The following is a 26,109-nucleotide window of genomic DNA, read 5'->3' as shown; positions in this document are numbered from 1 at the left end:
GACCCTTATACGGCCATCAGGTCTTTTTCTTTCTGCGCCAAATTCGCGTCGATTTCAGCCACGTATTTTTTGGTCAGATCATCAATTTCGCCAGTGGCGCGACGTTCTTCGTCTTCACTGATTTCTTTTTCCTTGACCAGATCCTTCAGCTGGCTGTTCGCATCACGACGGATGTTGCGCACTGCAACACGGGCATCTTCAGCGACATCGCGAGCCTGCTTGGTGAAGCCCTTACGGGTTTCTTCGGTCAGGGCCGGCATGGAGATCAGCAGCAACTCACCCAGGTTGGTCGGGTTGAGGTTCAGACCCGCGCTACCGATGGCCTTGTCGACAGCACCGAGCATGTTGCGCTCAAAGGCAACAACTTGCAGGGTACGGGCGTCTTTGACGGTGATGTTCGCCACCTGCTTGATCGGAGTGTCGGAACCGTAATACGGCACCATCACGCCTTCAAGAATGCTTGGATGCGCCTGGCCAGTACGAATACGGCCGAAGTTGTGCATCAGCGACTCGACGGATTTCTGCATACGCTCTTTAGCGTCTTTCTTGATTTCGTTGATCATTGTTGGCCTTCCTCGATCAGGGTCCCTTCAGCGCCGCCGTGCACGATATTCAGCAGGGCGCCGGGCTTGTTCATGTTAAATACGCGCAACGGCATCTTGTGGTCGCGGCACAGGCAAATAGCGGTCAGATCCATCACGCCCAGCTTGCGATCCAGCACTTCATCGTACGTCAGATGATCGAACTTCTCGGCATGCGGGTCTTTGAATGGGTCAGCGGTGTAGACGCCATCGACCTTGGTCGCCTTGAGCACGACATCGGCATCGATTTCGATTGCACGCAAGCACGCTGCCGAATCCGTGGTGAAGAACGGATTGCCGGTACCGGCCGCGAAAATCACGACGTCCTTGGCGTTCAAGTGGCGCATGGCTTTGCGGCGATCATAGTGATCGGTTACGCCAACCATGGAAATGGCCGACATCACGATGGCCGAGATATTGGCACGTTCCAGCGCATCGCGCATGGCCAGGGCGTTCATCACAGTGGCCAGCATGCCCATGTGGTCGCCGGTAACCCGATCCATGCCGGCCGCGCTCAGCGCTGCACCACGAAACAGGTTGCCGCCGCCGATCACCAGACCGACCTGAACACCGATGCCGACCAGTTGACCGACTTCCAGCGCCATGCGATCCAGAACTTTCGGATCGATCCCGAACTCTTCCGAGCCCATCAGGGCCTCGCCGCTAAGCTTGAGTAGAATGCGTTTATAGCGAGCCTGATAACCACTGCCCTGCTGAGCCATTGCGAATCTCTCCTGCGGCGTATTTTAAAAATTCTTTGCGAGCTGTTTACAGCTGGCGTTCACTCTAACTTGGCACTGCTTCAGCGCCATCGGAACATGGCTTTGTAAGCCAGTTCCAAAAGGAAACCAATTAAAAATTGGTGCCCCATCTGAAAAGAGGCTGCGCGCGTGAGCGGGCAGCCTCTTCAGGGCGACAGTTAAAAAACCGTCTTATTGCTTGGCGGCAGCCAGCTGGGCAGCAACTTCTTCAGCGAAGTTGTCGACCGGCTTCTCGATGCCTTCGCCTACTTTGAAGTAGGTGAAAGAAACGATTTCAGCACCGGCTTTCTTGGCCAGTTCGCCAACCTTGATTTCAGGGTTCTTGACGAACGCCTGCTCAACCAGGCTCGCTTCAGCCAGGAACTTGCTGATACGACCTTTGACCATGTTTTCAACGATGTTTTCTGGCTTGCCAGCGATCTTGTCAGCGTTGAGGGTCAGGAACACGCCTTTCTCGCGCTCGACCGCTTCAGCGGAAACTTCCGATGGCAGCAGGAATTCAGGGTTGGTGGCCGCTACGTGCATAGCGATATCCTTGGCCAGCTCAACGGTGCCGCCTTTCAGAACAACCGCAACACCGATCTTGTTGCCGTGCAGGTAACCACCAACAACATCACCTTCAACGCGAGCCAGGCGACGGATGTTGACGTTTTCGCCAACCTTGCCGACCAGAACCAGGCGATCAGCTTCTTGAGCTTCGATCAGCGGAGCGACGTCAGTCAGTTTGTCAGCGAACGCTTTTTCAACGCTGCCAGCAACAAATGCCTTGAAGTCGTCCTGCAGAGCCAGGAAGTCGGTCTGCGAGTTCACTTCCAGCAGAACGGCGGTTTTACCGTCTTCCTTCAGAGCGATCGCGCCTTCAGCGGCAACGTTGCCAGCTTTCTTGGCAGCCTTGATGGCGCCCGAAGCACGCATGTCATCAATGGCTTTTTCGATGTCGCCGCCAGCCTTGGTCAAGGCCTTTTTGCAGTCCATCATGCCTTCGCCAGTACGCTCGCGCAGTTCTTTGACCAACGCTGCAGTAATCTCTGCCATTTCAAAATTCCTCTTGGATAGGTTTTCAACCATTCCACCCGATCGAACGGGCGATCAATTCTTCCCGAACCACCCTTGCTGGCTGCAGCAGGTTACAAAGGCTGTAACTGCGCTGCCGACAAACGGTTTTCGAGGTGGCAAAAAGGGGGCCAAGCCCCCTTTTTGCTTACTGAGTCAACGCCTGGGCGTCAATTACTCAGCTGCTGCTACCGGAGCTTCTTCAACGAACTGCTCGGTGCCGCCAGCAACGTGGTTGCGACCGCGGATAACAGCGTCAGCCATCGAACCCATGTACAGCTGGATAGCGCGGATTGCGTCATCGTTGCCTGGGATGATGTAGTCAACGCCTTCCGGGCTGCTGTTGGTATCGACTACGCCGATAACCGGGATGCCCAGCTTGTTGGCTTCGGTGATCGCGATGCGCTCGTGATCAACGTCGATAACGAACAGTGCGTCTGGCAGACCGCCCATGTCCTTGATACCACCCAGGGAACGATCGAGCTTCTCAAGATCGCGAGTGCGCATCAGCGCTTCTTTCTTGGTCAGCTTGGCGAAAGTACCGTCTTCGGCTTGTACTTCAAGGTCACGCAGACGCTTGATGGAAGCACGGATGGTTTTGAAGTTGGTCAGCATGCCGCCCAACCAGCGGTGATCGACGTACGGCGAACCGCAACGTGCTGCTTCTTCAGCAACGATCTTGCCAGCGGAACGCTTGGTGCCGACGAACAGAATCTTGTTTTTGCCCTGGGCCAGGCGCTCTACGAAAGTCAGAGCTTCGTTGAACATTGGCAGGGTTTTTTCAAGGTTGATGATGTGGATCTTGTTACGCGCGCCGAAAATGTACTTACCCATTTTCGGGTTCCAGTAACGGGTCTGGTGACCGAAGTGCACACCGGCCTTCAGCATATCGCGCATGTTGACTTGGGACATGATAGTTCCTTAATAAGTCGGGTTTGGCCTCCACGTATCCCAATGACCAACCAGCAGCATCAGCTGAAGGCACCCAGGTCATCGTGTCGACACGTGTGTGGATTTAGGCTTTTCAGGGGATCCCCGGAAAGCGGCGCATTTTATATCACAAGGCAGAAAAAAACGGAACCCGGATTGTTAAATCCCGGCGCGTGCTTTGGTTCCAGCCCTTGGAATCCGCCAAGAATGCGCCATTCTATAAGGAGAAGCGATGCACAGAGGCTCAGATTTGCGCTGCTCGTCTGTTAGAATCGCGTTTTTAAGGGCCGCGAAGATCGATCGCGTAACGCCCATTTCGTTTTAGAAGGCGCCATCGAGCGCAGAGAGAGCCTGTATGACCGTCACCCTCAAAACCCCAGAGGACATCGCAAAAATGCGCATCGCCGGCAAACTGGCCGCCGATGTGCTGGAAATGATTGCCGAACATGTCAAGCCGGGCATTACCACTGAAGAACTGGACCGCATCTGCCACGACTATATCGTCAATGAGCAGAAAGCCATCCCTGCCCCGCTCAACTACAAGGGCTTCCCGAAGTCGATCTGCACCTCGATCAACCATGTGGTCTGCCACGGCATCCCGAACGAGAAGCCGCTGAAAGATGGCGACACGCTGAACATCGACGTCACCGTCATCAAGGACGGCTACCACGGCGACACCAGCCGCATGTTCCACGTCGGCACCGTGCCGGTCTGGGCCGAGCGCCTGTCGCAGGTCACCCAGGAATGCATGTACAAGGCCATCGAAATCGTCAAACCCGGCTGCCGCCTGGGCGACATCGGTGAAGTGATCCAGAAGCACGCTGAAAAGAACGGTTTTTCCGTGGTTCGCGAATTCTGCGGTCATGGCATCGGCAAGGTATTTCACGAAGAGCCGCAGATTCTCCACTACGGCCGCGCTGGCACCGGCATGGAGCTGAAAGCCGGCATGACGTTCACCATCGAGCCGATGATCAACCAGGGCAAGGCCGACACCAAGGTATTGGGCGACGGCTGGACCGCAATCACCAAGGACCGCAAGCTGTCGGCACAGTGGGAACACACCCTTCTGGTAACCGAAACCGGTTACGAGATCTTCACCCTGCGCGCCGACGACACCATCCCGCGCGTTTCGGCCTGATCCGGGCGCGCAGCTCCTCAGCCTTATAGACAGGAAAGCCAATCGATGCCGCAGGTGGATCCCGAACTCTTCGACCGTGGCCAGTTCCAGGCTGAACTGGCCCTGAAGGCAAGCCCGATCGCGGCCTTCAAGAAAGCGATTCGCCAGGCCCGCGAGGTGCTCGACGAGCGCTTTCGCAGTGGCCGCGACATTCGCCGGTTGATCGAGGATCGCGCCTGGTTCGTCGATAACATCCTGCAAAAGGCCTGGGAGCAGTTCGATTGGAGCGAAGACGCCGACATCGCGCTCGTCGCGGTCGGCGGCTACGGTCGCGGTGAGTTGCACCCTTATTCCGACATCGATTTGCTGATCCTGCTGGACAGCGCCGATCACGAAGTTTTCCGAGATTCCATCGAGCGTTTTCTGACGCTGTTGTGGGACATCGGCCTTGAAGTGGGCCAGAGCGTTCGCTCCGTGGACGAATGCGTCCAAGAGGCCCGCGCCGACCTGACGGTTGTCACCAACCTGATGGAAAGCCGTACCATCTGCGGCCCCGAGCGCTTGCGCCAGCGCATGCTGGACGTGACCAGCACCGCGCACATGTGGCCGAGCAAGGACTTCTTCCTGGCCAAACGCGCCGAGCAGAAGGCCCGTCACCACAAATACAACGACACCGAATACAACCTGGAACCCAACGTCAAAGGCTCGCCCGGCGGCCTACGGGATATTCAGACGATTCTGTGGGTGGCCCGTCGCGAGTACGGCACCCTGAACCTGCGGGCCCTGGCCGGTGAAGGTTTCCTGGTCGAGAGCGAAAACGCCCTGCTGGCCTCCTCCCAGGAATTCCTGTGGAAGGTTCGTTACGCCCTGCACATGCTCGCCGGCCGTTCCGAAGACCGCTTGCTGTTTGATCACCAGCGCACCATTGCCGGGCTGCTGGGTTTCAAAGGCGATGACGCCAAGCAAGCCATCGAAAACTTCATGCAGCAGTATTACCGGGTGGTCATGAGCATTGCCCAGCTCAGCGACCTGATCATCCAGCACTTCGAGGAAGTGATCCTCGCACCGGAAGACGAAGCACCGCCGCAACCGATCAACTCGCGCTTCCAGCTGCACGACGGTTACATCGAGGCGCGCAACGACAACGTGTTCCGCCGCACACCGTTTGCCATGCTGGAAATCTTCGTACTGATGGCTCAGCAGCCGGAAATCAAAGGCGTGCGCGCCGACACCATTCGTCTGCTGCGAGAAAACCGTCATCTGATCGACGATGATTTCCGCAACGACATCCGCAATACCAGCCTGTTCATCGAGCTGTTCAAGTGCAAGATCGGCATCCACCGCAACCTGCGACGGATGAACCGTTACGGCATCCTCGGGCGCTACTTGCCGGAGTTCGGCTTCATCGTCGGGCAGATGCAGCACGACCTGTTTCACATCTATACGGTCGATGCTCACACCCTGAACCTGATCAAACATCTGCGTAAGTTGCAGTACACCCAGGTGTCGGAAAAATTCCCGCTGGCCAGCAAGCTCATGGGCAAGCTGCCCAAACCCGAGCTGATCTACCTGGCCGGCCTGTACCACGACATCGGCAAGGGCCGGCATGGTGATCACTCGGAAATCGGCGCCGTGGATGCCGAAGCCTTTTGCCAGCGCCACCAATTGCCGGTGTGGGACAGCCGCCTGATCGTCTGGCTGGTGCAAAACCACTTGCTGATGTCGACCACCGCCCAGCGCAAGGACTTGTCCGACCCGCAAGTGATCCACGATTTCGCGCAGATCGTCGGCGACGAAACCCACCTCGATTATCTGTACGTGCTGACGGTCGCCGACATCAACGCCACCAACCCGACGCTGTGGAACTCCTGGCGCGCCAGCCTGTTGCGCCAGCTCTACACCGAGACCAAGCGTGCCTTGCGTCGCGGCCTGGAAAACCCGGTGGACCGCGAAGAGCAGATTCGCCAGACCCAGAGCGCAGCGCTGGACATTCTGGTACGCGGCGGCACCGATCCTGACGATGTCGAGCAATTGTGGGCGCAGTTGGGTGATGACTACTTCCTGCGCCACACCGCCGGCGACGTGGCCTGGCACAGCGACGCGATCCTCCAGCAGCCGGCCGACGGCGGGCCGTTGGTGCTGATCAAGGAAACCACCCAGCGCGAGTTCGAAGGCGGCACGCAGATCTTTATCTATGCGCCGGATCAGCACGACTTCTTCGCCGTGACCGTGGCCGCGATGGACCAGCTCAACCTGAACATTCACGACGCTCGGGTCATCACCTCCAGCAGCCAGTTCACCCTCGACACCTACATCGTGCTCGACACCGACGGCGACTCGATCGGTGATAACCCGGCGCGGGTCAAACAGATTCGCGAAGGCCTGACCGAGGCCCTGCGCAACCCAGACGACTACCCGACCATCATTCAGCGTCGGGTACCGCGCCAGCTCAAGCATTTCGCGTTTGCGCCACAGGTGACGATCCACAACGATGCCCAGCGTCCGGTAACGGTGCTGGAACTCAGCGCCCCCGACCGCCCGGGCCTGCTGGCACGCATCGGCACGATCTTCCTGGAGTTCGACTTGTCGCTGCAGAACGCCAAGATCGCCACCTTGGGCGAGCGCGTGGAAGACGTGTTCTTCATCACCGACGCGAACAACCAGCCGTTGTCCGACCCATTGCTGTGCAGCCGCTTGCAGGATGCAATCGTCGAACAGCTGACCGTCAACCAGGAATCAGAAATCAAACTGTCGCGCATCAGCTTCTGAATTAACAAATTTTCCCCCTGTGGGAGCGAACCATGTGGTGAGGGGATTTATCCCCGCTGGGCTGCGGAGCGGCCCCGGCATTTCAAAGTTAAAGCAGGTTTACGACTGCTTCGCAGCCGAACGGGGATAAATCCCCTCGCCACACGGGCTCGCCCCCACATTAGATGAGGCCCCCATGAACAACGCTCTGAACCAGTTGCAGCCCTACCCGTTCGAGAAGCTCCGCGCCCTGCTCGGCAGCGTCACGCCAAACCCGGACAAGCGCGCCATTGCGCTGTCCATTGGTGAGCCGAAACACCGTTCGCCAAGCTTTGTCGCCGAAGCCCTGGCAAGCAATCTGGATAAGATGGCCGTGTACCCGACCACCCTCGGCATTCCGGCCCTGCGTGAAGCCATCGCCGCGTGGTGCGAACGTCGTTTCAGCGTTCCGCACGGCTGGCTCGACCCGGCGCGCAATGTGCTGCCGGTCAACGGCACTCGTGAAGCGCTGTTCGCGTTCACCCAGACCGTGGTCAATCGTGGCGACGATGCCCTGGTGGTCAGCCCTAACCCGTTCTATCAAATCTACGAAGGCGCCGCGTTCCTCGCCGGGGCCAAGCCGCATTACCTGCCGTGCCTGGACGAAAACGGCTTCAACCCGGATTTCGACGCGGTTTCCCCAGACATCTGGAAACGCTGCCAGATCCTGTTCCTGTGCTCGCCAGGCAACCCGACCGGCGCATTGATCCCGGTTGAAACCCTGAAAAAACTGATCGCCCTCGCCGACGAATACGACTTCGTGATCGCCGCCGACGAGTGCTACAGCGAACTGTACTTCGACGAACAAACCCCGCCGGCCGGCCTGCTCAGCGCCTGCGTGGAACTGGGCCGCAAGGACTTCAAGCGCTGCGTGGTGTTCCACAGCCTGTCCAAGCGTTCCAACCTGCCAGGTCTGCGCTCCGGTTTTGTTGCCGGTGACGCCGACATCCTCAAGGGCTTCCTGCTGTACCGCACCTACCACGGCTGCGCGATGCCGGTTCAGACCCAACTGGCCAGCGTTGCTGCATGGGATGACGAAGTACACGTGCGCGCCAACCGTGCGCTGTATCGCGAGAAGTACGATGCGGTGCTGGAAATCCTCAGCCCGGTGATGGATGTGCAGCGTCCGGACGGCGGTTTCTATTTGTGGCCGAATGTTGAAGGCGATGATGAGGCGTTCTGCCGTGATCTGTTCGTTGAAGAACACGTGACCGTGGTGCCCGGATCTTATCTGTCTCGCGAAGTTGATGGCTTCAATCCGGGAGCCGGACGCGTGCGATTGGCACTGGTCGCGCCGCTGGCCGAATGTGTAGAAGCGGCCAAGAGAATTCGCGAATTTATTATCCGCAACAAGTAAATATCCCTGCCCGCACTGTGCAACGCAGTGCGGGCACTCTTATATTGGCTGTGGGCAAACGGACGCACCTCAAGACCGCGTCTATAGACGGCCCCGACGATGCCGCGCAGCAACTGCGGCAAGGCCATGCAGGCGATTTGCATAAAGTGCGGTTCCCAGACAATCGACAGCATTGAATGCCACATTAGCCGCTTAGACTGCGGGCGGGCCGTTGCTCCAATGTCGCACGCAATAGCTGATCGCCATGACCCACAGACAAACCCGACCACGACCGACGCGAAACCGTCCGGTCATGGCATAATCCGTCACCTTTAATTTCCAGCACCTGCAAAGGGGGCAATTCCTTGACCGTTTCAAGCAAAACGTTGCACCTTTTCGGCATCAAAGCCTGCGACACCATGAAAAAGGCGCGCACCTGGCTCGATGAACACGCTGTCAGTTATGACTTCCATGATTACAAAGCGGTCGGAATCGACCGTGAACACCTGACCCAATGGTGCGACGAGCACGGTTGGCAAGTGGTGTTGAACCGTGCAGGCACGACCTTTCGCAAGCTCGACGACGAACGCAAAACCGATCTCGACCAGCCGAAAGCCATCGAACTGATGCTCGCACAACCCTCGATGATCAAGCGCCCGGTGCTTGATCTCGGTGACCGAACCCTGATTGGCTTCAAGCCAGATATCTACGCGGCAGCGCTCAAGTAAGGCAGCCCGTTCCATTTTGTTAGAGGTATCAACATGTCCACTACCCTGTTCAGCCTGGCCTTTGGTGTCGGCACTCAAAACCGTCAAGGCGCATGGCTGGAAGTGTTTTACGCTCAGCCGCTGCTCAACCCTTCGGCCGAACTCGTCGCTACCATCGCACCCGTTCTGGGCTACACCGAAGGCAATCAGGCCATCACGTTCACTACCGCTCAGGCCTCGCAACTGGCTGAGGCCCTGAAAAGCGTCGACGCTGCCCAGGCTGCCTTGCTGACCCGTCTGGCCGAGAGCCACAAGCCGCTGGTCGCGACCATTCTGGCCGAAGACGCTCAGTTGACCTCCACCCCTGAGGCCTACCTCAAGCTGCACCTGCTGTCCCATCGCCTGGTCAAGCCGCACGGCCTGAACCTGGCAGGTGTATTCCCGTTGCTGCCGAACGTGGCATGGACCAGCCAGGGCGCAATCGACCTGGCCGAACTGGCCGAGCATCAACTGGAAGCCCGTCTGCGTGGCGAGCTGCTGGAAGTGTTCTCGGTGGACAAGTTCCCGAAAATGACCGACTACGTGGTTCCGGCCGGCGTGCGTATCGCTGACGCGGCACGTATTCGTCTGGGCGCCTACGTCGGCGAAGGTACCACCGTGATGCACGAAGGTTTCGTCAACTTCAACGCTGGCACCGAAGGCCCGGGCATGATCGAAGGCCGCGTTTCCGCTGGCGTATTCGTCGGCAAGGGTTCGGACCTGGGCGGCGGTTGCTCGACCATGGGCACCCTGTCGGGCGGCGGCAACATCGTGATCAAGGTTGGCGAAGGCTGCCTGATTGGCGCGAACGCCGGTATCGGCATTCCATTGGGCGATCGCAACACCGTTGAGTCGGGCCTGTACGTGACCGCGGGTACCAAAGTGGCACTGCTGGACGAAAACAACAAACTGGTCAAAGTCGTGAAGGCCCGTGAACTGGCCGGTCAACCTGACCTGCTGTTCCGTCGCAATTCGGAGACCGGTGCCGTGGAATGCAAAACCCACAAATCGGCCATCGAACTGAACGAAGCGCTGCACGCTCACAACTGAGCAGAGCGTCAAACGATCACCTGACCTGTAGGAGCGAAGCTTGCTCGCGATGAGGCCCTCGAGGCCGCCAAAAGCATCGCGAGCAAGCTTTGCTCCTACAGGTTCAGGCGTACACCCGCCCATGTTTAACAGGGCTCGATAGCATGATGATTGCCTCTCCCTGGCGCGCCGATTTTCCGGCCATCGCCGCATTGCAACGGCAAGACCAGACGTATCTGGACAACGCCGCCACCACGCAAAAACCTCAAGCCCTGCTGGATGCCCTGGCGCATTACTACGCCAACGGCGCGGCTAATGTGCATCGGGCGCAACACCTGCCCGGCGCCCACGCCACCCAGGCGTTCGAGGCCAGCCGCAGCAAAGTCGCCCACTGGCTCAATGCCGGCGATTGCGGGCAGATCATCTTTACCCACGGCGCAACATCTGCGCTGAACCTCCTGGCTTATGGCCTGGAACATCTTTTCAATCCGGGCGATGAAGTTGTCATCAGCGCCCTGGAGCATCACGCCAACCTGTTGCCATGGCAGCAACTGGCCCACCGTCGCGATCTGAAGCTGGTGATCCTGCCGCTGGACGCCGACGGCTTGATCGACCTTGATGCTGCCACGCAGTTGATCGGTCCGCGAACCCGCTTGCTGGCGGTCAGTCAGCTGTCCAACGTGCTCGGCGCCTGGCAGCCGTTGCCCGCCCTCTTGTCGATGGCCAAGGCGCATGACGCGCTGACCGTGGTCGATGGTGCCCAAGGCGTGGTGCATGGCCGGCACGACGTGCAGGGGCTGGGTTGCGACTTCTATGTGTTTTCCAGCCACAAGCTCTACGGCCCCGATGGACTGGGCGTGCTGTTCGGTCGCAATGAAGCGCTTGAGCAACTGCGCCACTGGCAATTCGGCGGCGAAATGGTGCTGGATGCGGATTATCACAGCGCACGGTTCCGCCCGGCGCCACTGGGTTTTGAGGCGGGTACGCCGCCGATTGCCGGTGTGATTGGTCTGGGGGCGACGCTGGATTATCTTGCGGGGCTCGATCAGGACGCGGTTTGCGCCCATGAAGCAGCGCTGCATGACTATTTGCTCAAAGGCCTTGAAGCACGCAACGGCATTCGGTTGCTGGGTAAGCCGCAACTGGCGCTGGCCAGTTTTGTCGTCGAGGGTGTGCATAACTCTGATTTGGCGCACTTACTGACGGAACAAGGGATCGCGGTGCGCGCCGGTCATCACTGCGCCATGCCGTTGCTGAAAAGCTTTGAATTGGCCGGGGCGATTCGGGTGTCGTTGGCGCTGTACAACGATTCCGAAGATTTGGAACGGTTCTTTGAAGCGCTGGATCAGGCGCTGGAGTTGTTGCGATGAACTTGCCTGCCGATGCGGTTGCGGCGCTGGAGGTTTTTCAGAATGCTGCCGGTTGGGAACAACGGGCGCGGCTGTTGATGCAATGGGGCGACCGTCTGCCTGCTTTGAGCGATGTCGATAAAGTCGAAGCCAACCGGGTGCACGGCTGTGAAAGCCAGGTGTGGTTGGTGGGTGCGCTGGATGACGGTCACTGGCAGTTTGCCGCGAGCAGCGATGCACGATTGATTCGCGGGTTGGTGGCGTTGTTGCTGGCGCGGGTTAATGGATTGTCAGCGGTTGAGTTGCAGCAGGTGGATTTGCCGGATTGGTTTAATCAGCTTGGACTGAGCAGACAGTTATCCCCATCACGCAGTAATGGCCTCAATGCCGTGTTACAGCGAATGAAAGAGCTCAGTAACTGATCGTTCCCACGCTCTGCGTGGGAATGCCTCAAGGGACGCTCCGCGTTCCAGATCCAGATCCAGAAAGGGACGCGGAGCGTCCCGGGCTGCATTCCCACGCAGAGCGTGGGAACGATCAGGTTAGGCCGGTTTGATGCGATCCGCGGGACGACGCACACCCGCCACAATCTTATCCACAGCCTTGGTCGCCGCGACCATGCCAAACGTCGCCGTCACCATCATCACCGCACCAAACCCTCCGGCGCAGTCGAGCTTTACACCATCACCGACAAAACTCTTCTGCAAGCAAATGCTGCCATCCGGTTTCGGGTAGCGCAGTTGCTCGGTGGAAAACACACACGGCACGCTGTAATGGCGGGTCACGGTGCGTGAGAAGTTGTAGTCCCGGCGCAAGGTCGAGCGCACTTTCGACGCTAACGGATCATTGAAGGTCCGGTTCAAATCGCACACCTGAATCAATGTCGGATCAATCTGCCCGCCCGCACCGCCGGTGGTGATGATCTGGATCTTGCGGCGCTTGCACCAGGCAATCAGCGCCGCCTTGGCATTCACGCTGTCGATGCAATCAATGACGCAGTCGATGTTCGGCGTGATGTATTCGGCCATGGTCTCGCGGGTGACGAAGTCCGCCACCGCGTGCACGGTGCAGTCCGGGTTGATCCCGCGCAGGCGCTCGGCCATCACGTCAACCTTGGGTTTGCCGACGGTGCTGTCCAGCGCGTGCAACTGACGGTTGGCGTTGCTGACGCAGACGTCGTCCAGGTCAAACAGCGAAATCTCGCCCACGCCACAACGGGCGACGGCTTCCGCCGCCCAGGAACCGACGCCACCGACGCCGACGATCGCCACGTGGGCCGCGCGCAAACGCTCCAGGCCGTCGATGCCATACAAACGGGCGATGCCTGCAAACCGCGGATCTTCTGTACTCATGACCATTACCCCAAAAACCGGCGCGCATTATAGGGCCGTCAGCGGCCAAGAGCATCTTTGGGCTATGAACGGGCGTCTTGACCTCTTTAATCAGCCTACACAGAACCAAGATTTAACCTACAAGGTCCAACGAAAGAACTTAAACCGAGTTGGAGTGCCCAACGTCCGGCATTTCCCTGTCCGCTGTACGGTCAGTGAACGCCCGGTGTAGGATGCGCGCCCCCAGCCTCTTGGCAATCGGCCGCCGACCGTTCCTTCGTTCAGCAGCCCCTGGAACCTGAAATAGCTATGTCATCGCGTAAATTTGGACTCAACCTGGTCGTGGTGCTCGCCATCGCAGCCTTGTTTACCGGCTTCTGGGCGCTGATCAATCGCCCGGTCACCGCCCCCAACTGGCCTGAGCAGATCTCCGGCTTTTCGTACTCGCCGTTCCAGCAAGGGCAGTACCCACAAAAAGAGCAATACCCGACCGACGATGAAATGCGTCGCGATCTGGAGATCATGAGCAAGCTGACGGACAACATCCGTACTTACTCGGTCGATGGCAGCCTGGGTGATATTCCCAGGCTCGCCGAAGAATTCGGTCTGCGCGTAACGCTGGGTATCTGGATCAGCCCGGACCTTGAGCGCAACGAGCGTGAAATCCTGCGCGCCATCGACCTGGCCAATACCTCCCGCAGCGTGGTTCGCGTGGTAGTGGGTAACGAGGCGATCTTCCGTAAGGAAATTACCGCCGCCGAACTGAGCGTGATCCTTGATCGCGTCCGCGCGGCAGTGAAAGTACCGGTGACGACCTCCGAGCAATGGCACGTCTGGGAAGAAAACCCGAGCCTGGCCAAGCACGTCGACCTGATCGCCGCCCACATCCTGCCGTACTGGGAACATGTTCCGATGGAACAGTCCGGGCAGTTCGTACTCGACCGCGCCCGTGACCTGAAAAAGATGTTCCCGAAAAAACCGCTGCTGCTGTCGGAAGTCGGCTGGCCGAGCAACGGCCGTATGCGCGGTGGCGCCGACGCGTCGCCGGCAGACCAGGCGATTTATCTGCGGACCTTGGTCAACAAGCTCAATCGCCAGGGCTTCAACTACTTCGTGATCGAAGCCTTTGACCAACCGTGGAAGGCCAGTGACGAAGGTTCCGTGGGCGCTTACTGGGGCGTTTTCAACGCCGCGCGCCAGCAGAAATTCAACTTTGAAGGCCCGGTCGTCGCGATCCCGCAATGGCGCGTGCTGGCCATCGGTTCGGTGGTGTTGGCTCTGCTGTCCCTGACCCTGCTGATGATCGACGGCTCGGCCTTGCGTCAACGCGGCCGCACCTTCCTGACCTTCATCGCGTTCCTCTGCGGTTCGGTGCTGGTATGGATCGGTTACGACTACAGCCAGCAATACAGCACCTGGTTCAGCCTGACGGTGGGTTTCTTGCTTGCACTCGGCGCACTCGGGGTGTTTATCGTGCTGCTGACCGAGGCGCATGAGCTGGCGGAAGCGGTCTGGACCCACAAACGCCGGCGTGAATTCCTGCCGGTGGTGGGCGATTCGGACTACCGACCGAAAGTCTCGATTCACGTACCTTGCTACAACGAGCCACCGGAGATGGTCAAACAGACCCTCAACGCCCTGGCCAACCTCGACTATCCGGACTTCGAAGTCCTGATCATCGACAACAACACCAAGGACCCGGCGGTCTGGGAACCGGTGCGCGATTATTGCGAAACCCTCGGCCCGCGCTTCAAGTTCTTCCACGTCGCGCCATTGGCCGGCTTCAAGGGTGGCGCGCTGAATTACCTGATTCCGCACACCGCCAAGGATGCCGAAGTCATTGCGGTGATCGACTCGGACTACTGCGTCGACCCGAACTGGCTCAAGCACATGGTGCCGCACTTCGCCGATCCGAAAATCGCCGTGGTGCAGTCGCCACAGGATTACCGCGACCAGAACGAAAGCACCTTCAAGAAGCTCTGCTACGCGGAATACAAAGGCTTCTTCCACATCGGCATGGTTACCCGTAACGACCGTGACGCGATCATCCAGCACGGCACCATGACCATGACCCGACGCTCGGTGCTCGAGGAACTGGGCTGGGCTGACTGGTGCATTTGTGAAGACGCCGAGTTGGGTCTGCGCGTGTTCGAGAAAGGCTTGTCAGCGGCGTATTACCACACCAGCTATGGCAAAGGCCTGATGCCCGATACCTTTATCGACTTCAAGAAACAGCGTTTCCGCTGGGCTTACGGTGCGATTCAGATCATCAAGCGTCACACCGCCAGTTTGCTGCGCGGCAAGGACACCGAGCTGACCCGTGGCCAGCGTTACCACTTCCTCGCGGGCTGGTTGCCGTGGGTGGCGGATGGCATGAACATCTTCTTCACCGTGGGCGCCCTGTTGTGGTCGGCGGCGATGATCATCGTGCCGCAACGGGTCGATCCACCGTTGTTGATTTTCGCGATCCCGCCATTGGCGCTGTTCGTGTTCAAGGTTGGCAAGATCATCTTCCTCTACCGCCGTGCGGTCGGGGTCAACCTGAAGGATGCATTCTGCGCGGCACTGGCAGGGTTGGCGTTGTCGCACACCATCGCCAAAGCGGTGCTGTACGGTTTCTTCACCAGCAGCATTCCGTTCTTCCGCACCCCGAAAAACGCCGATAACCACGGCTTCTGGGTGGCGATTTCGGAAGCTCGCGAAGAAATGTTCATCATGCTGCTGTTGTGGAGCGCGGCGCTGGGGATTTTCGTGGTGAACGGCATGCCGAGCAACGACATGCGCTTCTGGGTGACCATGTTGCTCGTGCAGTCGCTGCCGTACCTGGCGGCGCTGATCATGGCGTTCTTGTCTTCCCTGCCGAAACCGGCGGTCGAGGGCGAGACGGCTCCGGCGGTCTAAATCGTTCCAGATGCACTAAACGGCGGCCAATGGCCGCCGTTTTGCTTTAAGATAACCGCCATTTTGCAGGGCTTGGCGTGAATCCATCCCTGTGGGAGCGAGCCTGCTCGCGATGGCAATGTAACAATCACAGTTTATGTTGACTGCCACACCGCCATCGCCAGCAGGCTGGCTCCCACATTTAGTTAGTCCGCGCCCATATTTCATGTTTTCGGAGTTTCCCATGACGGCCCACGCCGACCTTTCGCCGACCCTTCAACTCGCCATCGACCTGATCCGCCGTCCGTCCGTGACGCCGGTCGACGCCGATTGCCAGAAGCAGATGATGCAGCGCCTGGGCGATGCCGGTTTTGCGCTCGAGCCAATGCGCATCGAAGATGTGGATAACTTCTGGGCGACCCACGGTAAACACGACGGTCCGGTACTGTGCTTCGCCGGCCACACCGACGTGGTGCCGACCGGCCCGGTGACCGCCTGGCAGATCGATCCGTTCAACGCGGTGATCGATGAACACGGCATGCTCTGCGGCCGTGGCGCGGCAGACATGAAAGGCAGCCTCGCCTCCATGACCGTGGCGGCCGAGCGTTTCGTCGCCGACTACCCGGATCACAAGGGCAAGGTCGCGTTCCTGATCACCAGCGACGAAGAAGGCCCGGCGCACCACGGCACCAAAGCTGTGATCGAACGCCTTGCCGCCCGTAAGGAGCGTCTGGACTGGTGCATCGTCGGCGAACCGTCGAGCACTACCCTGGTGGGCGATGTGGTCAAGAACGGCCGTCGCGGCTCCCTCGGTGCCAAACTGACCGTGCGCGGCGTGCAAGGCCACGTGGCGTATCCGCACCTGGCGAAAAACCCGATCCACCTCGCCGCCCCGGCACTGGCCGAACTGGCCGCCGAGCACTGGGACCACGGCAACGATTTCTTCCCGCCGACCAGCTTCCAGATCTCCAACGTGAACTCCGGCACTGGCGCGACCAACGTGATTCCGGGTGATCTGGTGGCGGTGTTCAACTTCCGCTTCTCCACCGAATCCACCGTGGAAGGCCTGCAAAAGCGCGTCGCTGACATCCTCGACAAGCATGGCCTGGACTGGCACATCGACTGGGCGCTGTCCGGCCTGCCGTTCCTCACCGAACCGGGTGCATTGCTGGATGCCGTTGCGTCGAGCATCAAGGACATCACCGGTCGTGAAACCAAAGCGTCCACCAGCGGCGGCACCTCCGACGGGCGCTTCATCGCGACCATGGGTACTCAGGTGGTTGAACTGGGCCCGGTCAACGCAACGATCCACCAGGTCAACGAGCGTGTACTGGCTGCCGACCTCGATGTGCTGACCGAAATCTACTACCAGACCCTGATCAAGTTGCTCGCCTGATGCTCGCCTGCCCGATCTGCAGTGAACCGCTGAACGCAGTGGACAACGGCGTGGCCTGCCCCGCCGGGCATCGTTTCGACCGTGCGCGTCAGGGTTACCTGAACCTGTTGCCGGTGCAGCACAAGAACAGCCGCGACCCTGGGGATAACCTGGCGATGGTCGAAGCCCGCCGCGATTTCTTGAACGCCGGCCATTACGCGCCGGTGGCCAAGCGTCTGGCAGAACTGGCCGCTCAGTACGCCCCGCAGCGCTGGCTGGACATCGGTTGTGGCGAGGGTTACTACACCGCGCAAATCGCCGAGGCATTGCCGAACGCCGACGGTTACGCGCTGGACATCTCCCGGGAAGCCGTTAAACGCGCCTGCAAACGCAACCCGCAGCTGACCTGGTTGATCGCCAGCATGGCGCGGGTGCCGTTGGCCTCCGGCAGCTGTCAGTTTCTCGCCAGCGTCTTCAGCCCACTGGATTGGGAGGAAGCCAAACGCCTGCTCAGCCCCGGCGGCGGTTTGATGAAAGTCGGGCCGACCAGCGGCCATCTGATGGAATTGCGCGAGCGTTTGTACGACGAAGTCCGTGAATACACCGACGACAAGCATCTGGCTTTGGTGCCGGAAGGCATGGCGCTGCAACACAGTGAAACCCTGGAATTCAAACTGACGCTGGAAAAGGGTCAGGACCGTGCAAACCTGTTGGCCATGACCCCCCACGGCTGGCGCGCCAGTGCCGAACGCCGGGCGGCGGTGATCGAACAGGTCGAGCCGTTCGAGGTCACTGTTTCAATGCGCTACGATTACTTCGTACTTCTATAATTCTTAATTTTTTGGTCTTCGGCATTTGCCTTAGGCCGGCTAAATCCGCGAATGGATTTTTCAGACCCGCAGTGAGGACATCCATGCGCCAACCCGATATCGAGATTTACCTGAAAGACGCCGACGTCGACTACAAGGCCGTCGCGGCCTGGCTCGGCACTGCTTTGGGCCCATGCACCGACTGGGTCCAGAAAGGCCAGACCTACAAGTGCAAGGCCGGCAACGTGTCGGTCACCTGGCTGCCGAAAGCCGTGGGCAAATGGAACAGCCTGTTCCTGGACAGCGACCAGACCCCGTGGGAAGACGACATCGCCTGCGCCCGCGCAGCGTTTGCCGCACTGAATGTCGAAGTGCGTTGCGCACCGGGTAGCTGGGTCGAGGAAGAAGGTGAGGAGACCGCCGATCGCTGGATGCGCATCAGCGCGGATGGTGAAGAAGAGATCACCTGGAAAACTGCCTGACCCCCTCAAACGCCATGCTCGTTGATGAACGAACATGGCATCGGGCACCACCCTTTTAAATTCCTTGGTCTGCGCCAAAGTAGCTGAAGATATCGCCCGTCGTGACATTCGGCGTGACCCGAATCACAGGAATTCGCCTGCCTGTCATTTTGAGGAAGTCCCTCTGGATGTTTTTCGCCCCTTCGACGCCCACCGCTCGGCTCGCGGTATTGAAGTAGATAAAAGCCTTGATCGGCAAGTTGGAGGTGTTCTGAGGCCAGGTTTTGATCATCACCTCGTTCTGTCGCCAAGCGGCAAGCTCTGCCGCAGGATTTTCTCGCGAGGTCAGGCTGAGTGCGAATGACGCCTGATCCGGACCGAAACTGCATTGATGGTGATAACGGTTTGTGCTGTTTGCCGGATACTGCTGAAAGTGTGCACGCCAGGTCGCCAGTGTATTGATGCCCTGTGCAGCACACGGGCCACTGTTGCTTGGAAAATTGGACGCCGCACCGCAGCCGGCAGCGCTGCGAATCAAAGTGCCGCCATCATAAGGATATGAACACAGCACCTGAAGGGGATAGCCCCCGTTGGCCGTAAAGTATTGACCCGGTTCGAGCACGAAGCCTTGGGTACGACTGCCCTGCAGCTGATTCATACCGATGCCGATCTTCATGTAGCTGAACGAGACCCCACCCAGCGCGACAGCCCCAGGGCTTGGATTCCAGGCACGAAACGCCGTCGAATCATCCACCGTACGAATCAGCACGCCGCTGCATTCATATGCAGCTTTATTACCCGGACAGGTATTGCTGGTGTTGGAATACTGCGCATTAAGCTCATTCGCCACACGCTGTCCATCGGGCGGAGTTGTTGAACCAACGATCCTGATTTCCAACGGCGAAGATGTAATCAGACTGCCCGCGCCGCTCACCTTGTAGGTGTAGGTGAGGTTGACACTGCGGTTGAGGTTCTCGGTGATCCACGCTTTAGGCAAGTTGAACGTCAGTACGCCGACCGTAGAGACGGTCTGAATCGGTGCATCACGCAACGCCACACCCGTCAGGCGCACACCGACGGTATCGCGGGTCGCCAGTGTCGGGTAACTCACCTGCACGGTGGCGTTAGCGCCCAAGGTGTCGGCATTCAACTGACCGGCCGACGCTTCCACGACCTTGAACACCGCTTGGCCCTGAGCGCCAATCACACGGATGCTCAAGGGGGATGAGGTGATCAGATTGCCCGCGCCGCCCACCTTGTAGGTATAGGTCAAGGTCACCGTGCGATTGAGGTTCTCGGTAATCCACGCCTTGGGCAAGTTGAACGTCAGTACGCCGACCGTAGAGACGGTCTGAATCGGTGCATCACGCAACGCCACACCCGTCAGGCGCACACCGACGGTATCGCGGGCCGCCAGTGTCGGGTAACTCACCTGCACGGTGGCATTGGCGCCCAAGGTGTTGGCATTAAGCTCGCCCGCTGGCGCTTCGACGACCTTGAACACCGCTTGGCCCTGAGCGCCTGTTACACGGATGCTCAAGGGTGACGAGGTGATCAGATTGCCGACGCCGCCCACCTTGTAGGTATAGGTCAAGGTCACCGTGCGATTGAGGTTCTCGGTAATCCACGCCTTGGGCAAGTTGAACGTCAGTACGCCGACCGTAGAGACGGTCTGAATCGGTGCATCACGCAACGTCACACCCGTCAGACGCACACCGACGGTATCGCGGGCCGCCAGTGTCGGGTAACTCACCTGCACGGTGGCGTTAGCGCCCAAGGTGTTGGCGTTCAGCTCGCCCGCCGGTGCTTCAACCACCTTGAACACTGTGGCTTGCTGGGTAGTAAATACCTCGCTACCGCCCTGCACCGGTATTGTCATGACCGAAGACTTTGCCAGGTCGGAAGTCGGCAGTTCATGGTCGGATGGGATGCCTTGCGAATTGCACCCGGCCACAGTCAGCACCAGCAAAAAGCCAATGATTCTCCACATATCGATCACTCCCGACTGTTTCTGCGCCCGCCAATGCGAGCTCAGAGATGATGTTCGCCGAGGTTAGGCTGGTGGAAAAAAGCAGTCTACTGTCAGATATGACAGGTGGTTGAACATCCAGCATCCACGTAAGGGTGAGAAAATTACGCGGCGTGGGTTGAGGAGAAAGGTAAGGAGACAGCGGATCGCTGGATGCGCATCAGCGCGGATGGTGAAGAAGAAATCACCTGGAAAACGGCTTAAAACCTGAACGCTGTACCTGTTGAACGCCAAAATGGCAGGGCCACAGGGAGATCCATTGTGGGAGCGAGCCTGCTCGCGATAGCGTCCTTTCAGTCAACATTGATGTTGAATGTCAGTCAGCTATCGCGAGCAGGCTCGCTCCCACAGTAGTTTTTGGTTATCTGAAGATCGGGTTTAGAGGCCCACCACATCCTCAGCCTGCAAACCCTTCTCGCCAGTCACCACGCCGTATTCCACCTGCTGGCCTTCAGCCAACGAGCGGTGCCCCTCGCCGCGGATCGCGCGGTAGTGCACGAACACGTCCACCCCGTCCTCGCGCTGAATGAAGCCATAACCTTTGGCGTCGTTGAACCACTTCACATTGCCGGTTTCGCGCGTAGCCATGTCAGTACCCCCCTTGTTTTTATTTTGAACGGCCGAGTATATGACAGCCGCCAAAACTCTCAACTCACTTTACTTAGCCGCTTTTTTGCCGATTTTCGGCGAATACGGCACACTAGGGGGCGTTCTCAATGAGTTTTCACGCCGCGTTGTCGCCTTAAAGCGGGCCAGGCAAGGCGCAGGCCGCTGGGAATGGTTGTTCCCTTTCCAAGGCCTGCAACGCAGCTTGGCCCGCTTTAAGGCACAACCCGAAGGGCCGGGCCTGCTGTTGTGCAGGGCGGCGTTGCTCGAAGCTTATTTGGAATGACCAAACCACGCTTCTCGCGCCTTGCCCTGCACAACAGCAGACCCGGCACGGCGTGAAAACTCATTGAGAACGCCCCCTACGACCGCCCGAGCATTTGCTCGGTTTTATTCACTCACGCAGATGCCGTATGACCCGCTCCCCGTTCCGCCGTCTTGTGTTTGGCACCCTGCGTCGACTGTTGTACCTCTGGGTTCGCTCGGAGACGATCAATCAGTCGTCGTTCACCCTCAACCTCGACCGCAGCCGCCCGGTGTTCTACGTCCTGCAAAACCCTTCGCTGACCGACCTGGCCGTGGTCGATACCGAATGCAGCAAGGCCGGCCTGCCGCGCCCGGTGTTGCCGGTCTCGGTAGGTACGCTTGAGGAACCCGCCGCGTTCTTTTACCTGACGCCAGAACCCGATTGGCTCGGCCGCCAGGACAAACGCGGCGCGCCGCCGACCCTGACCCGCCTGGTCAGTGCCCTGAGCCAGAACGCCGCCGAAGACGCGCAGATCATTCCGGTCAGCGTGTTCTGGGGCCAGTCGCCGGACAGCGAGTCGAGCCCATGGAAACTGCTCTTCGCCGACAGTTGGGCGGTCACCGGACGCCTGCGTCGGTTGCTGAGCATCATTGTGCTGGGGCGCAAAACCCGCGTTCAGTTCTCCGCGCCGATCCATCTACGCGAGCTGATCGACCACAACAAGGGCCACGAGCGCACCGTGCGCATGGCCCAGCGAATTCTGCGGGTGCACTTCCGCAACCTGAAAGCGGCGGTGATCGGCCCGGACATTTCCCACCGTCGCAACCTGGTCAAAGGCCTGCTCAATCAGCCCTTGGTCAAGCAAGCGATCCTCGACGAAGCCGAGCGTGAAAACATCTCCCCGGAGAAAGCCAAGGCCCAGGCCCTGCGCTATGGCAACGAGATCGCCTCCGACTACACCTACACCGCAATCCGCTTCATGGAAGTGGTGTTGAGCTGGTTCTGGAACAAGATCTACGACGGTATCAAGGTCAACAACATCGAAGGCGTGCAAAAGGTCGCACCGGGTTACGAAGTGATTTACGTACCCTGCCACCGTAGCCACATCGACTACCTGCTGCTGTCCTATCTGCTGTTCCGCAATGGCCTGACCCCGCCGCACATCGCCGCCGGGATCAACCTCAACATGCCGGGAATCGGCGGCCTGCTGCGACGCGGCGGTGCGTTCTTCATGCGCCGCACCTTCAAGGGCAACCCGCTCTACACCTCGGTGTTCAACGAGTACCTGCACACCCTGTTCACTAAAGGCTTCCCGGTGGAGTACTTCGTCGAGGGTGGCCGTTCGCGCACCGGGCGCATGCTGCAACCGAAAACCGGGATGCTCGCAATCACCCTGCGCAGCTTCCTGCGTTCGTCGCGGATGCCAATCGTTTTCATCCCGGTCTACATCGGCTATGAGCGTGTGCTGGAAGGCCGGACCTACCTTGGCGAACTGCGTGGGGCGACCAAGAAGAAAGAATCGATTTTCGACATCTTCAAAGTCATCGGCGCCCTCAAGCAGCGTTTCGGCCAGGTGGCGGTGAACTTCGGCGAGCCGATCAAACTGGCGGAATTCCTCGACAGCGAGCAGCCGGACTGGCGTCAACAGGAACTCGGTCCGCAGTTCAAACCGGCCTGGCTCAACGAAACCACCAACCGCCTCGGCGAGAAAGTCGCGCAGCACCTGAACGAAGCCGCGGCGATCAACCCGGTCAATCTCGTGGCGCTGGCGCTGCTGTCCACCAGCCGTCTCGCGCTGGACGATCGCGCCATGGCACGGGTGCTCGATCTGTACCTGGCGCTGTTGCGCAAGGTCCCGTACTCGCCGCACACGACCCTGCCGGAAGGTGACGGCCGTGCATTGATCGAGCATGTAAAGGACATGGACCTGCTGTCCGAGCAGAGCGACGCGCTCGGAAAGATTCTGTATCTGGACGAGCAGAACGCCGTCCTGATGACCTACTACCGCAACAACGTTTTGCACATCTTCGCCTTACCGGCGTTGCTGGCGAGTTTCTTCCAGAGCGCCTCGCGCATGAGTCGCGAACAGATCCTGCGCTACACCCGCGCGCTGTATCCGTACCTGCAATCGGAGCTGTTCATTCGCTGGTCGCTGGACGAACTGGATGCGGTGATCGATCAATGGCTCGAAGCCTTCGTCGAGCAAGGTCTGCTGCGTTTCGAGAACGACGTCTACCTGCGCCCGGCGCCGAGCTCGCGGCATTTCGTGCTGCTGACCCTGCTGTCGAAGAGCATCGCCCAGACCCTGCAACGCTTCTACATGACGGTCTCGCTGCTGCTCAATAGCGGTCAGAACAGCATCAGCGCCGAAGAGCTGGAAGACTTGTGCACGGTCATGGCCCAACGCCTGTCGATCCTCCATGGCCTCAACGCCCCGGAGTTTTTCGACAAGAGCCTGTTCCGCCACTTCATCCTGACCCTGCTCGACCTCGACGTGCTCAAGCGCGACGAGGCCGGCAAGCTGAGCTATCACGAACTGCTCGGCGAACTGGCCGAAGGTGCGGCCAAGCGAGTGTTGCCGGCGGAGATTCGCTTGTCGATCCGTCAGGTCGCGTTGCATCGCAGTGAAGATGCAGCGGATCAAGTTTAGTTGCGATTAGCGGTAACTTTCTGACAATGATTATAAGAACAAGGATGTTCTTATAATCACCCAGTTATGAATTAATAGAGGCCCTCTACAACTAATCCCGATACGGATATCGCGATGAACCCATTAGAAAACACCACCCCATACGTCACCCTCACCTTTAGTTTGCCTGAAGACTATCTTCCGCCCAGCGGTGGCGAAGGCGAAACTTATATAAGCGTTCATACCGCAAATACTTCCACCCCCATCAAAGTGGCGCAATCCCGTGAACCCGTACTGCACAGTGGGCGCTGGAATTTTTACTTTGCACACAACTATTCCGATGTCAGCGTTAAATACCTGGTCACCGTCAGCATGACCCACAACGGCGTTCCACTGCTGATTGACCTGGACTACTTCGTGATCGTCCACCGTGCACCGCACCGGCAAACCCTACACCTTAGCCCCATCGGCCGCCTCTATCTCCAGGCACAGGAGCCTCGGGCGGTACAACCTGAACACGCTGTAACCGTTGTCGCCCACGAGCACGACGATACGGCTGCACAACTGACGCAAATACATATCAGCGAAAAAATGGCGGAGGCGTTTTACCTGGAATACGATCCGGACACTGTCGTACCTGGTAAACGCTATACGCTGGCAGCCACTGAAAATGAATACCACAATGCAATTACGGTGTATCCAGGATCCGTTGTATTGAAACCCTTTGGTAGAACCTGAAAAAAGCGCCCATCAAAAGATTCATAGGGAGAAACCACCGGAAAAATCCGTTAAATTGCTGTTGGCGTTCGTCTACTTCGGGCGCCAACGACAGGGATTCAACTCATGAAAAAACTCTCGCTTCTAGGGCTTACGGCTTTACTCGCTGCATGCCAATCAATACAACCCACCGCTAAAACCAGCCTCAATGGCGAAGTTTTCTACCTGCAACGCATCGCCCTCCCGCCGAGCGCCACATTGAGCGTCAGCCTGCAGGACGTGTCCCTCGCCGACGCACCCGCCGTGATCCTCGACGAACAGAAAGGCCCGGTCAAAGGCCAGGTGCCGCTACCCTTTCATCTGAGTTACGATCCAGCGCAGGTCAAACCGGGCCATCGTTATTCGGTCAGCGCACGGATAGAAGTGAATGGCGAACTGATGTTTATCACCACCGAACATCACGCCGTGCAGCTGGATGGCAGCGATCCGCAGCCACTGAAAATCCGCGTCGACGCCGCCCGCTAATTCTCTATTTTGAACAAGGAAGCCGCCATGTTCCGCCCTACCCTTCGCTTCGCCAGCCTGTGCGCAGGCTTGATGATCTCTGCCAACGCTTTAGCGCTGTCGCTCAACGACCTGTCGCAAAATGACGCCACCGGCGGCCTCAAGGATGCCCTGACTCAAAGTGCGCAACTGGCTGTGAAACAACTGGGCACGCCGGGCGGCTTCAGCAACAACCCGGACATGAAAATCGAATTGCCGGGCAAACTGGGCAAAGTCGCCAGCAAGATGAAGCAGTTCGGCATGGGCGACCAGGTCGACCAGCTGGAAACCAGCATGAACAAAGCGGCTGAAACCGCCGTGACGCAAGCCCAGCCGATCCTGGTGGACGCGGTGAAGAAGATGAGCGTGGAGGACGCCAAGGGTATTCTCAGCGGCGGCAAGGACTCGGCCACTCAGTACCTGAGCAAAACCAGCCGCGAACAGATCCGCGTCAAGTTCCTGCCAATCGTCAAGCAAGCCACCGACCAGGTCGGCCTGGCCAAACAGTACAACTCGTTCGCCGGGCAAGCCGCGACGATGGGTGTGGTGGATGCGAAGAGCGCCAATATCGAAAGCTACGTGACCGAGCAGGCGTTGAACGGGTTGTTCGAAATGATTGGTAAACAGGAAGAAACCATTCGCCAGAATCCTGCGGCGGCAGCCACCAGTTTGGCGAAGAAGGTGTTTGGTACCCTCTGACATTCTTCCGTAGGAGCAAAGCTTGCTCGCGATGGCTGCACCTCGGTCTGCCATTTGGACCGAGGCGCCTGCATCGCGAGCAAGCTTTGCTCCT

General features: G+C 58.9%; 23 protein-coding genes. 16 read left to right on the top strand and 7 right to left on the bottom strand.

Translation table 11 applies throughout. The annotated features are described in order from the left end of the window. Positions 1–5: 5 nt before the first annotated feature. From frr to rpsB, 4 genes are all read right to left on the bottom strand, one after another. Entirely contained in the window at positions 6–563 is a 558-nt protein-coding gene (frr, locus tag IB252_RS01360) for a ribosome recycling factor (protein ID WP_008028968.1), read from the bottom strand. Then, entirely contained in the window at positions 560–1,303 is a 744-nt protein-coding gene (gene pyrH / locus IB252_RS01355; protein WP_003440426.1) for a UMP kinase, read from the bottom strand. The genes frr and pyrH overlap by 4 nt, the downstream gene beginning before the upstream one ends. A gap of 210 nt (positions 1,304–1,513) precedes the next feature. After that, positions 1,514–2,377, bottom strand: coding sequence for a translation elongation factor Ts (tsf, locus tag IB252_RS01350; protein ID WP_111451014.1), 864 nt, complete (start codon positions 2,375–2,377; stop codon positions 1,514–1,516). Between the two features lie 192 nt (positions 2,378–2,569). Beyond that, positions 2,570–3,307, bottom strand: a complete 738-nt coding sequence (gene rpsB, locus IB252_RS01345; RefSeq protein ID WP_003219330.1) for a 30S ribosomal protein S2 — start codon at positions 3,305–3,307, stop codon at positions 2,570–2,572. 373 nt (positions 3,308–3,680) lie between these two features. Between rpsB and map the strand changes: the two genes are divergently transcribed. The 7 genes from map (at position 3,681) to IB252_RS01310 (ending at position 12,111) form a co-directional block, all read left to right on the top strand. Further along, positions 3,681–4,463 (top strand): type I methionyl aminopeptidase, encoded by a 783-nt coding sequence (map, locus tag IB252_RS01340; RefSeq protein ID WP_008146676.1) that lies wholly within the window; start codon positions 3,681–3,683, stop codon positions 4,461–4,463. A 45-nt stretch (positions 4,464–4,508) separates the two neighbouring features. After that, positions 4,509–7,211 (top strand): [protein-PII] uridylyltransferase, encoded by a 2,703-nt coding sequence (locus IB252_RS01335; protein ID WP_192406374.1) that lies wholly within the window; start codon positions 4,509–4,511, stop codon positions 7,209–7,211. A 175-nt stretch (positions 7,212–7,386) separates the two neighbouring features. Next, positions 7,387–8,586 carry a succinyldiaminopimelate transaminase gene (dapC, locus tag IB252_RS01330; RefSeq protein ID WP_192406372.1) on the top strand — a complete coding sequence of 400 codons (1,200 nt, stop codon included), beginning with the start codon at positions 7,387–7,389 and terminating at the stop codon, positions 8,584–8,586. Between the two features lie 344 nt (positions 8,587–8,930). After that, a complete protein-coding gene (locus tag IB252_RS01325; RefSeq protein WP_223528221.1) occupies positions 8,931–9,293 on the top strand; it encodes an ArsC family reductase in 363 nt (120 codons plus the stop codon). A 33-nt stretch (positions 9,294–9,326) separates the two neighbouring features. Further along, positions 9,327–10,361 (top strand): 2,3,4,5-tetrahydropyridine-2,6-dicarboxylate N-succinyltransferase, encoded by a 1,035-nt coding sequence (gene dapD, locus IB252_RS01320; protein ID WP_111451018.1) that lies wholly within the window; start codon positions 9,327–9,329, stop codon positions 10,359–10,361. A 143-nt stretch (positions 10,362–10,504) separates the two neighbouring features. After that, positions 10,505–11,710, top strand: coding sequence for an aminotransferase class V-fold PLP-dependent enzyme (locus IB252_RS01315; protein WP_192406371.1), 1,206 nt, complete (start codon positions 10,505–10,507; stop codon positions 11,708–11,710). After that, positions 11,707–12,111: a SufE family protein gene (locus tag IB252_RS01310; RefSeq protein WP_192406370.1), complete on the top strand. Its 405-nt coding sequence runs from the start codon at positions 11,707–11,709 to the stop codon at positions 12,109–12,111. The genes IB252_RS01315 and IB252_RS01310 overlap by 4 nt, the downstream gene beginning before the upstream one ends. Positions 12,112–12,231: 120 nt before the next feature. Here IB252_RS01310 and tcdA read toward each other — a convergent pair whose 3' ends face one another. Continuing rightward, a complete protein-coding gene (gene tcdA, locus IB252_RS01305; RefSeq protein ID WP_409212682.1) occupies positions 12,232–13,041 on the bottom strand; it encodes a tRNA cyclic N6-threonylcarbamoyladenosine(37) synthase TcdA in 810 nt (269 codons plus the stop codon). A 288-nt stretch (positions 13,042–13,329) separates the two neighbouring features. Here tcdA and IB252_RS01300 point away from each other — a divergent pair, with 288 nt between their 5' ends. From IB252_RS01300 to IB252_RS01285, 4 genes are all read left to right on the top strand, one after another. Further along, complete coding sequence (locus tag IB252_RS01300; RefSeq protein ID WP_192406369.1) at positions 13,330–15,921, top strand: glycosyltransferase; 2,592 nt, start codon at positions 13,330–13,332, stop codon at positions 15,919–15,921. Between the two features lie 223 nt (positions 15,922–16,144). Then, complete coding sequence (gene dapE / locus IB252_RS01295) at positions 16,145–17,296, top strand: succinyl-diaminopimelate desuccinylase (RefSeq protein WP_111451022.1); 1,152 nt, start codon at positions 16,145–16,147, stop codon at positions 17,294–17,296. Next, the gene (locus tag IB252_RS01290) at positions 17,296–18,105 is read left to right on the top strand and encodes a putative RNA methyltransferase (RefSeq protein ID WP_192406367.1); all 810 of its coding nucleotides are present in this window, start codon (positions 17,296–17,298) and stop codon (positions 18,103–18,105) included. Before dapE ends, IB252_RS01290 begins: the two co-directional genes overlap by 1 nt. Before the next feature lie 83 nt (positions 18,106–18,188). Beyond that, positions 18,189–18,566 carry a hypothetical protein gene (locus tag IB252_RS01285; RefSeq protein ID WP_074879738.1) on the top strand — a complete coding sequence of 126 codons (378 nt, stop codon included), beginning with the start codon at positions 18,189–18,191 and terminating at the stop codon, positions 18,564–18,566. Between the two features lie 55 nt (positions 18,567–18,621). Here the strand turns inward: IB252_RS01285 and IB252_RS01280 are convergent, their stop codons facing one another. After that, on the bottom strand, positions 18,622–20,535 hold the full coding sequence (locus IB252_RS01280) for a hypothetical protein (protein WP_192406365.1): 1,914 nt from the start codon (positions 20,533–20,535) through the stop codon (positions 18,622–18,624). Positions 20,536–20,952: 417 nt separating this feature from the next. Then, positions 20,953–21,162, bottom strand: a complete 210-nt coding sequence (locus tag IB252_RS01275; protein ID WP_008146705.1) for a cold-shock protein — start codon at positions 21,160–21,162, stop codon at positions 20,953–20,955. 40 nt (positions 21,163–21,202) lie between these two features. On the opposite strand from IB252_RS01275, the gene IB252_RS01270 reads away from it, so the two are divergent. The 5 genes from IB252_RS01270 (at position 21,203) to IB252_RS01250 (ending at position 26,015) form a co-directional block, all read left to right on the top strand. Further along, positions 21,203–21,466, top strand: coding sequence for a hypothetical protein (locus IB252_RS01270; RefSeq protein WP_192406363.1), 264 nt, complete (start codon positions 21,203–21,205; stop codon positions 21,464–21,466). A gap of 127 nt (positions 21,467–21,593) precedes the next feature. After that, positions 21,594–24,077 (top strand): glycerol-3-phosphate 1-O-acyltransferase PlsB, encoded by a 2,484-nt coding sequence (plsB, locus tag IB252_RS01265; protein WP_192406361.1) that lies wholly within the window; start codon positions 21,594–21,596, stop codon positions 24,075–24,077. 114 nt (positions 24,078–24,191) lie between these two features. After that, positions 24,192–24,794, top strand: a complete 603-nt coding sequence (locus tag IB252_RS01260) for a hypothetical protein (RefSeq protein WP_192406354.1) — start codon at positions 24,192–24,194, stop codon at positions 24,792–24,794. A gap of 105 nt (positions 24,795–24,899) precedes the next feature. Next, a complete protein-coding gene (locus IB252_RS01255; RefSeq protein ID WP_192406352.1) occupies positions 24,900–25,298 on the top strand; it encodes a YbaY family lipoprotein in 399 nt (132 codons plus the stop codon). Between the two features lie 27 nt (positions 25,299–25,325). After that, positions 25,326–26,015, top strand: coding sequence for a DUF4197 domain-containing protein (locus IB252_RS01250; RefSeq protein WP_111451026.1), 690 nt, complete (start codon positions 25,326–25,328; stop codon positions 26,013–26,015). The last annotated feature ends 94 nt before the right edge of the window (positions 26,016–26,109 follow it).

Origin of the sequence: Pseudomonas sp. PDM10 (assembly GCF_014852295.1) — a bacterium.
In the GTDB taxonomy this organism is placed as follows: domain Bacteria; phylum Pseudomonadota; class Gammaproteobacteria; order Pseudomonadales; family Pseudomonadaceae; genus Aquipseudomonas.
Note: the sequence above shows the minus strand (reverse complement) of the source record. Positions and strands in the feature narration are given on the sequence as shown.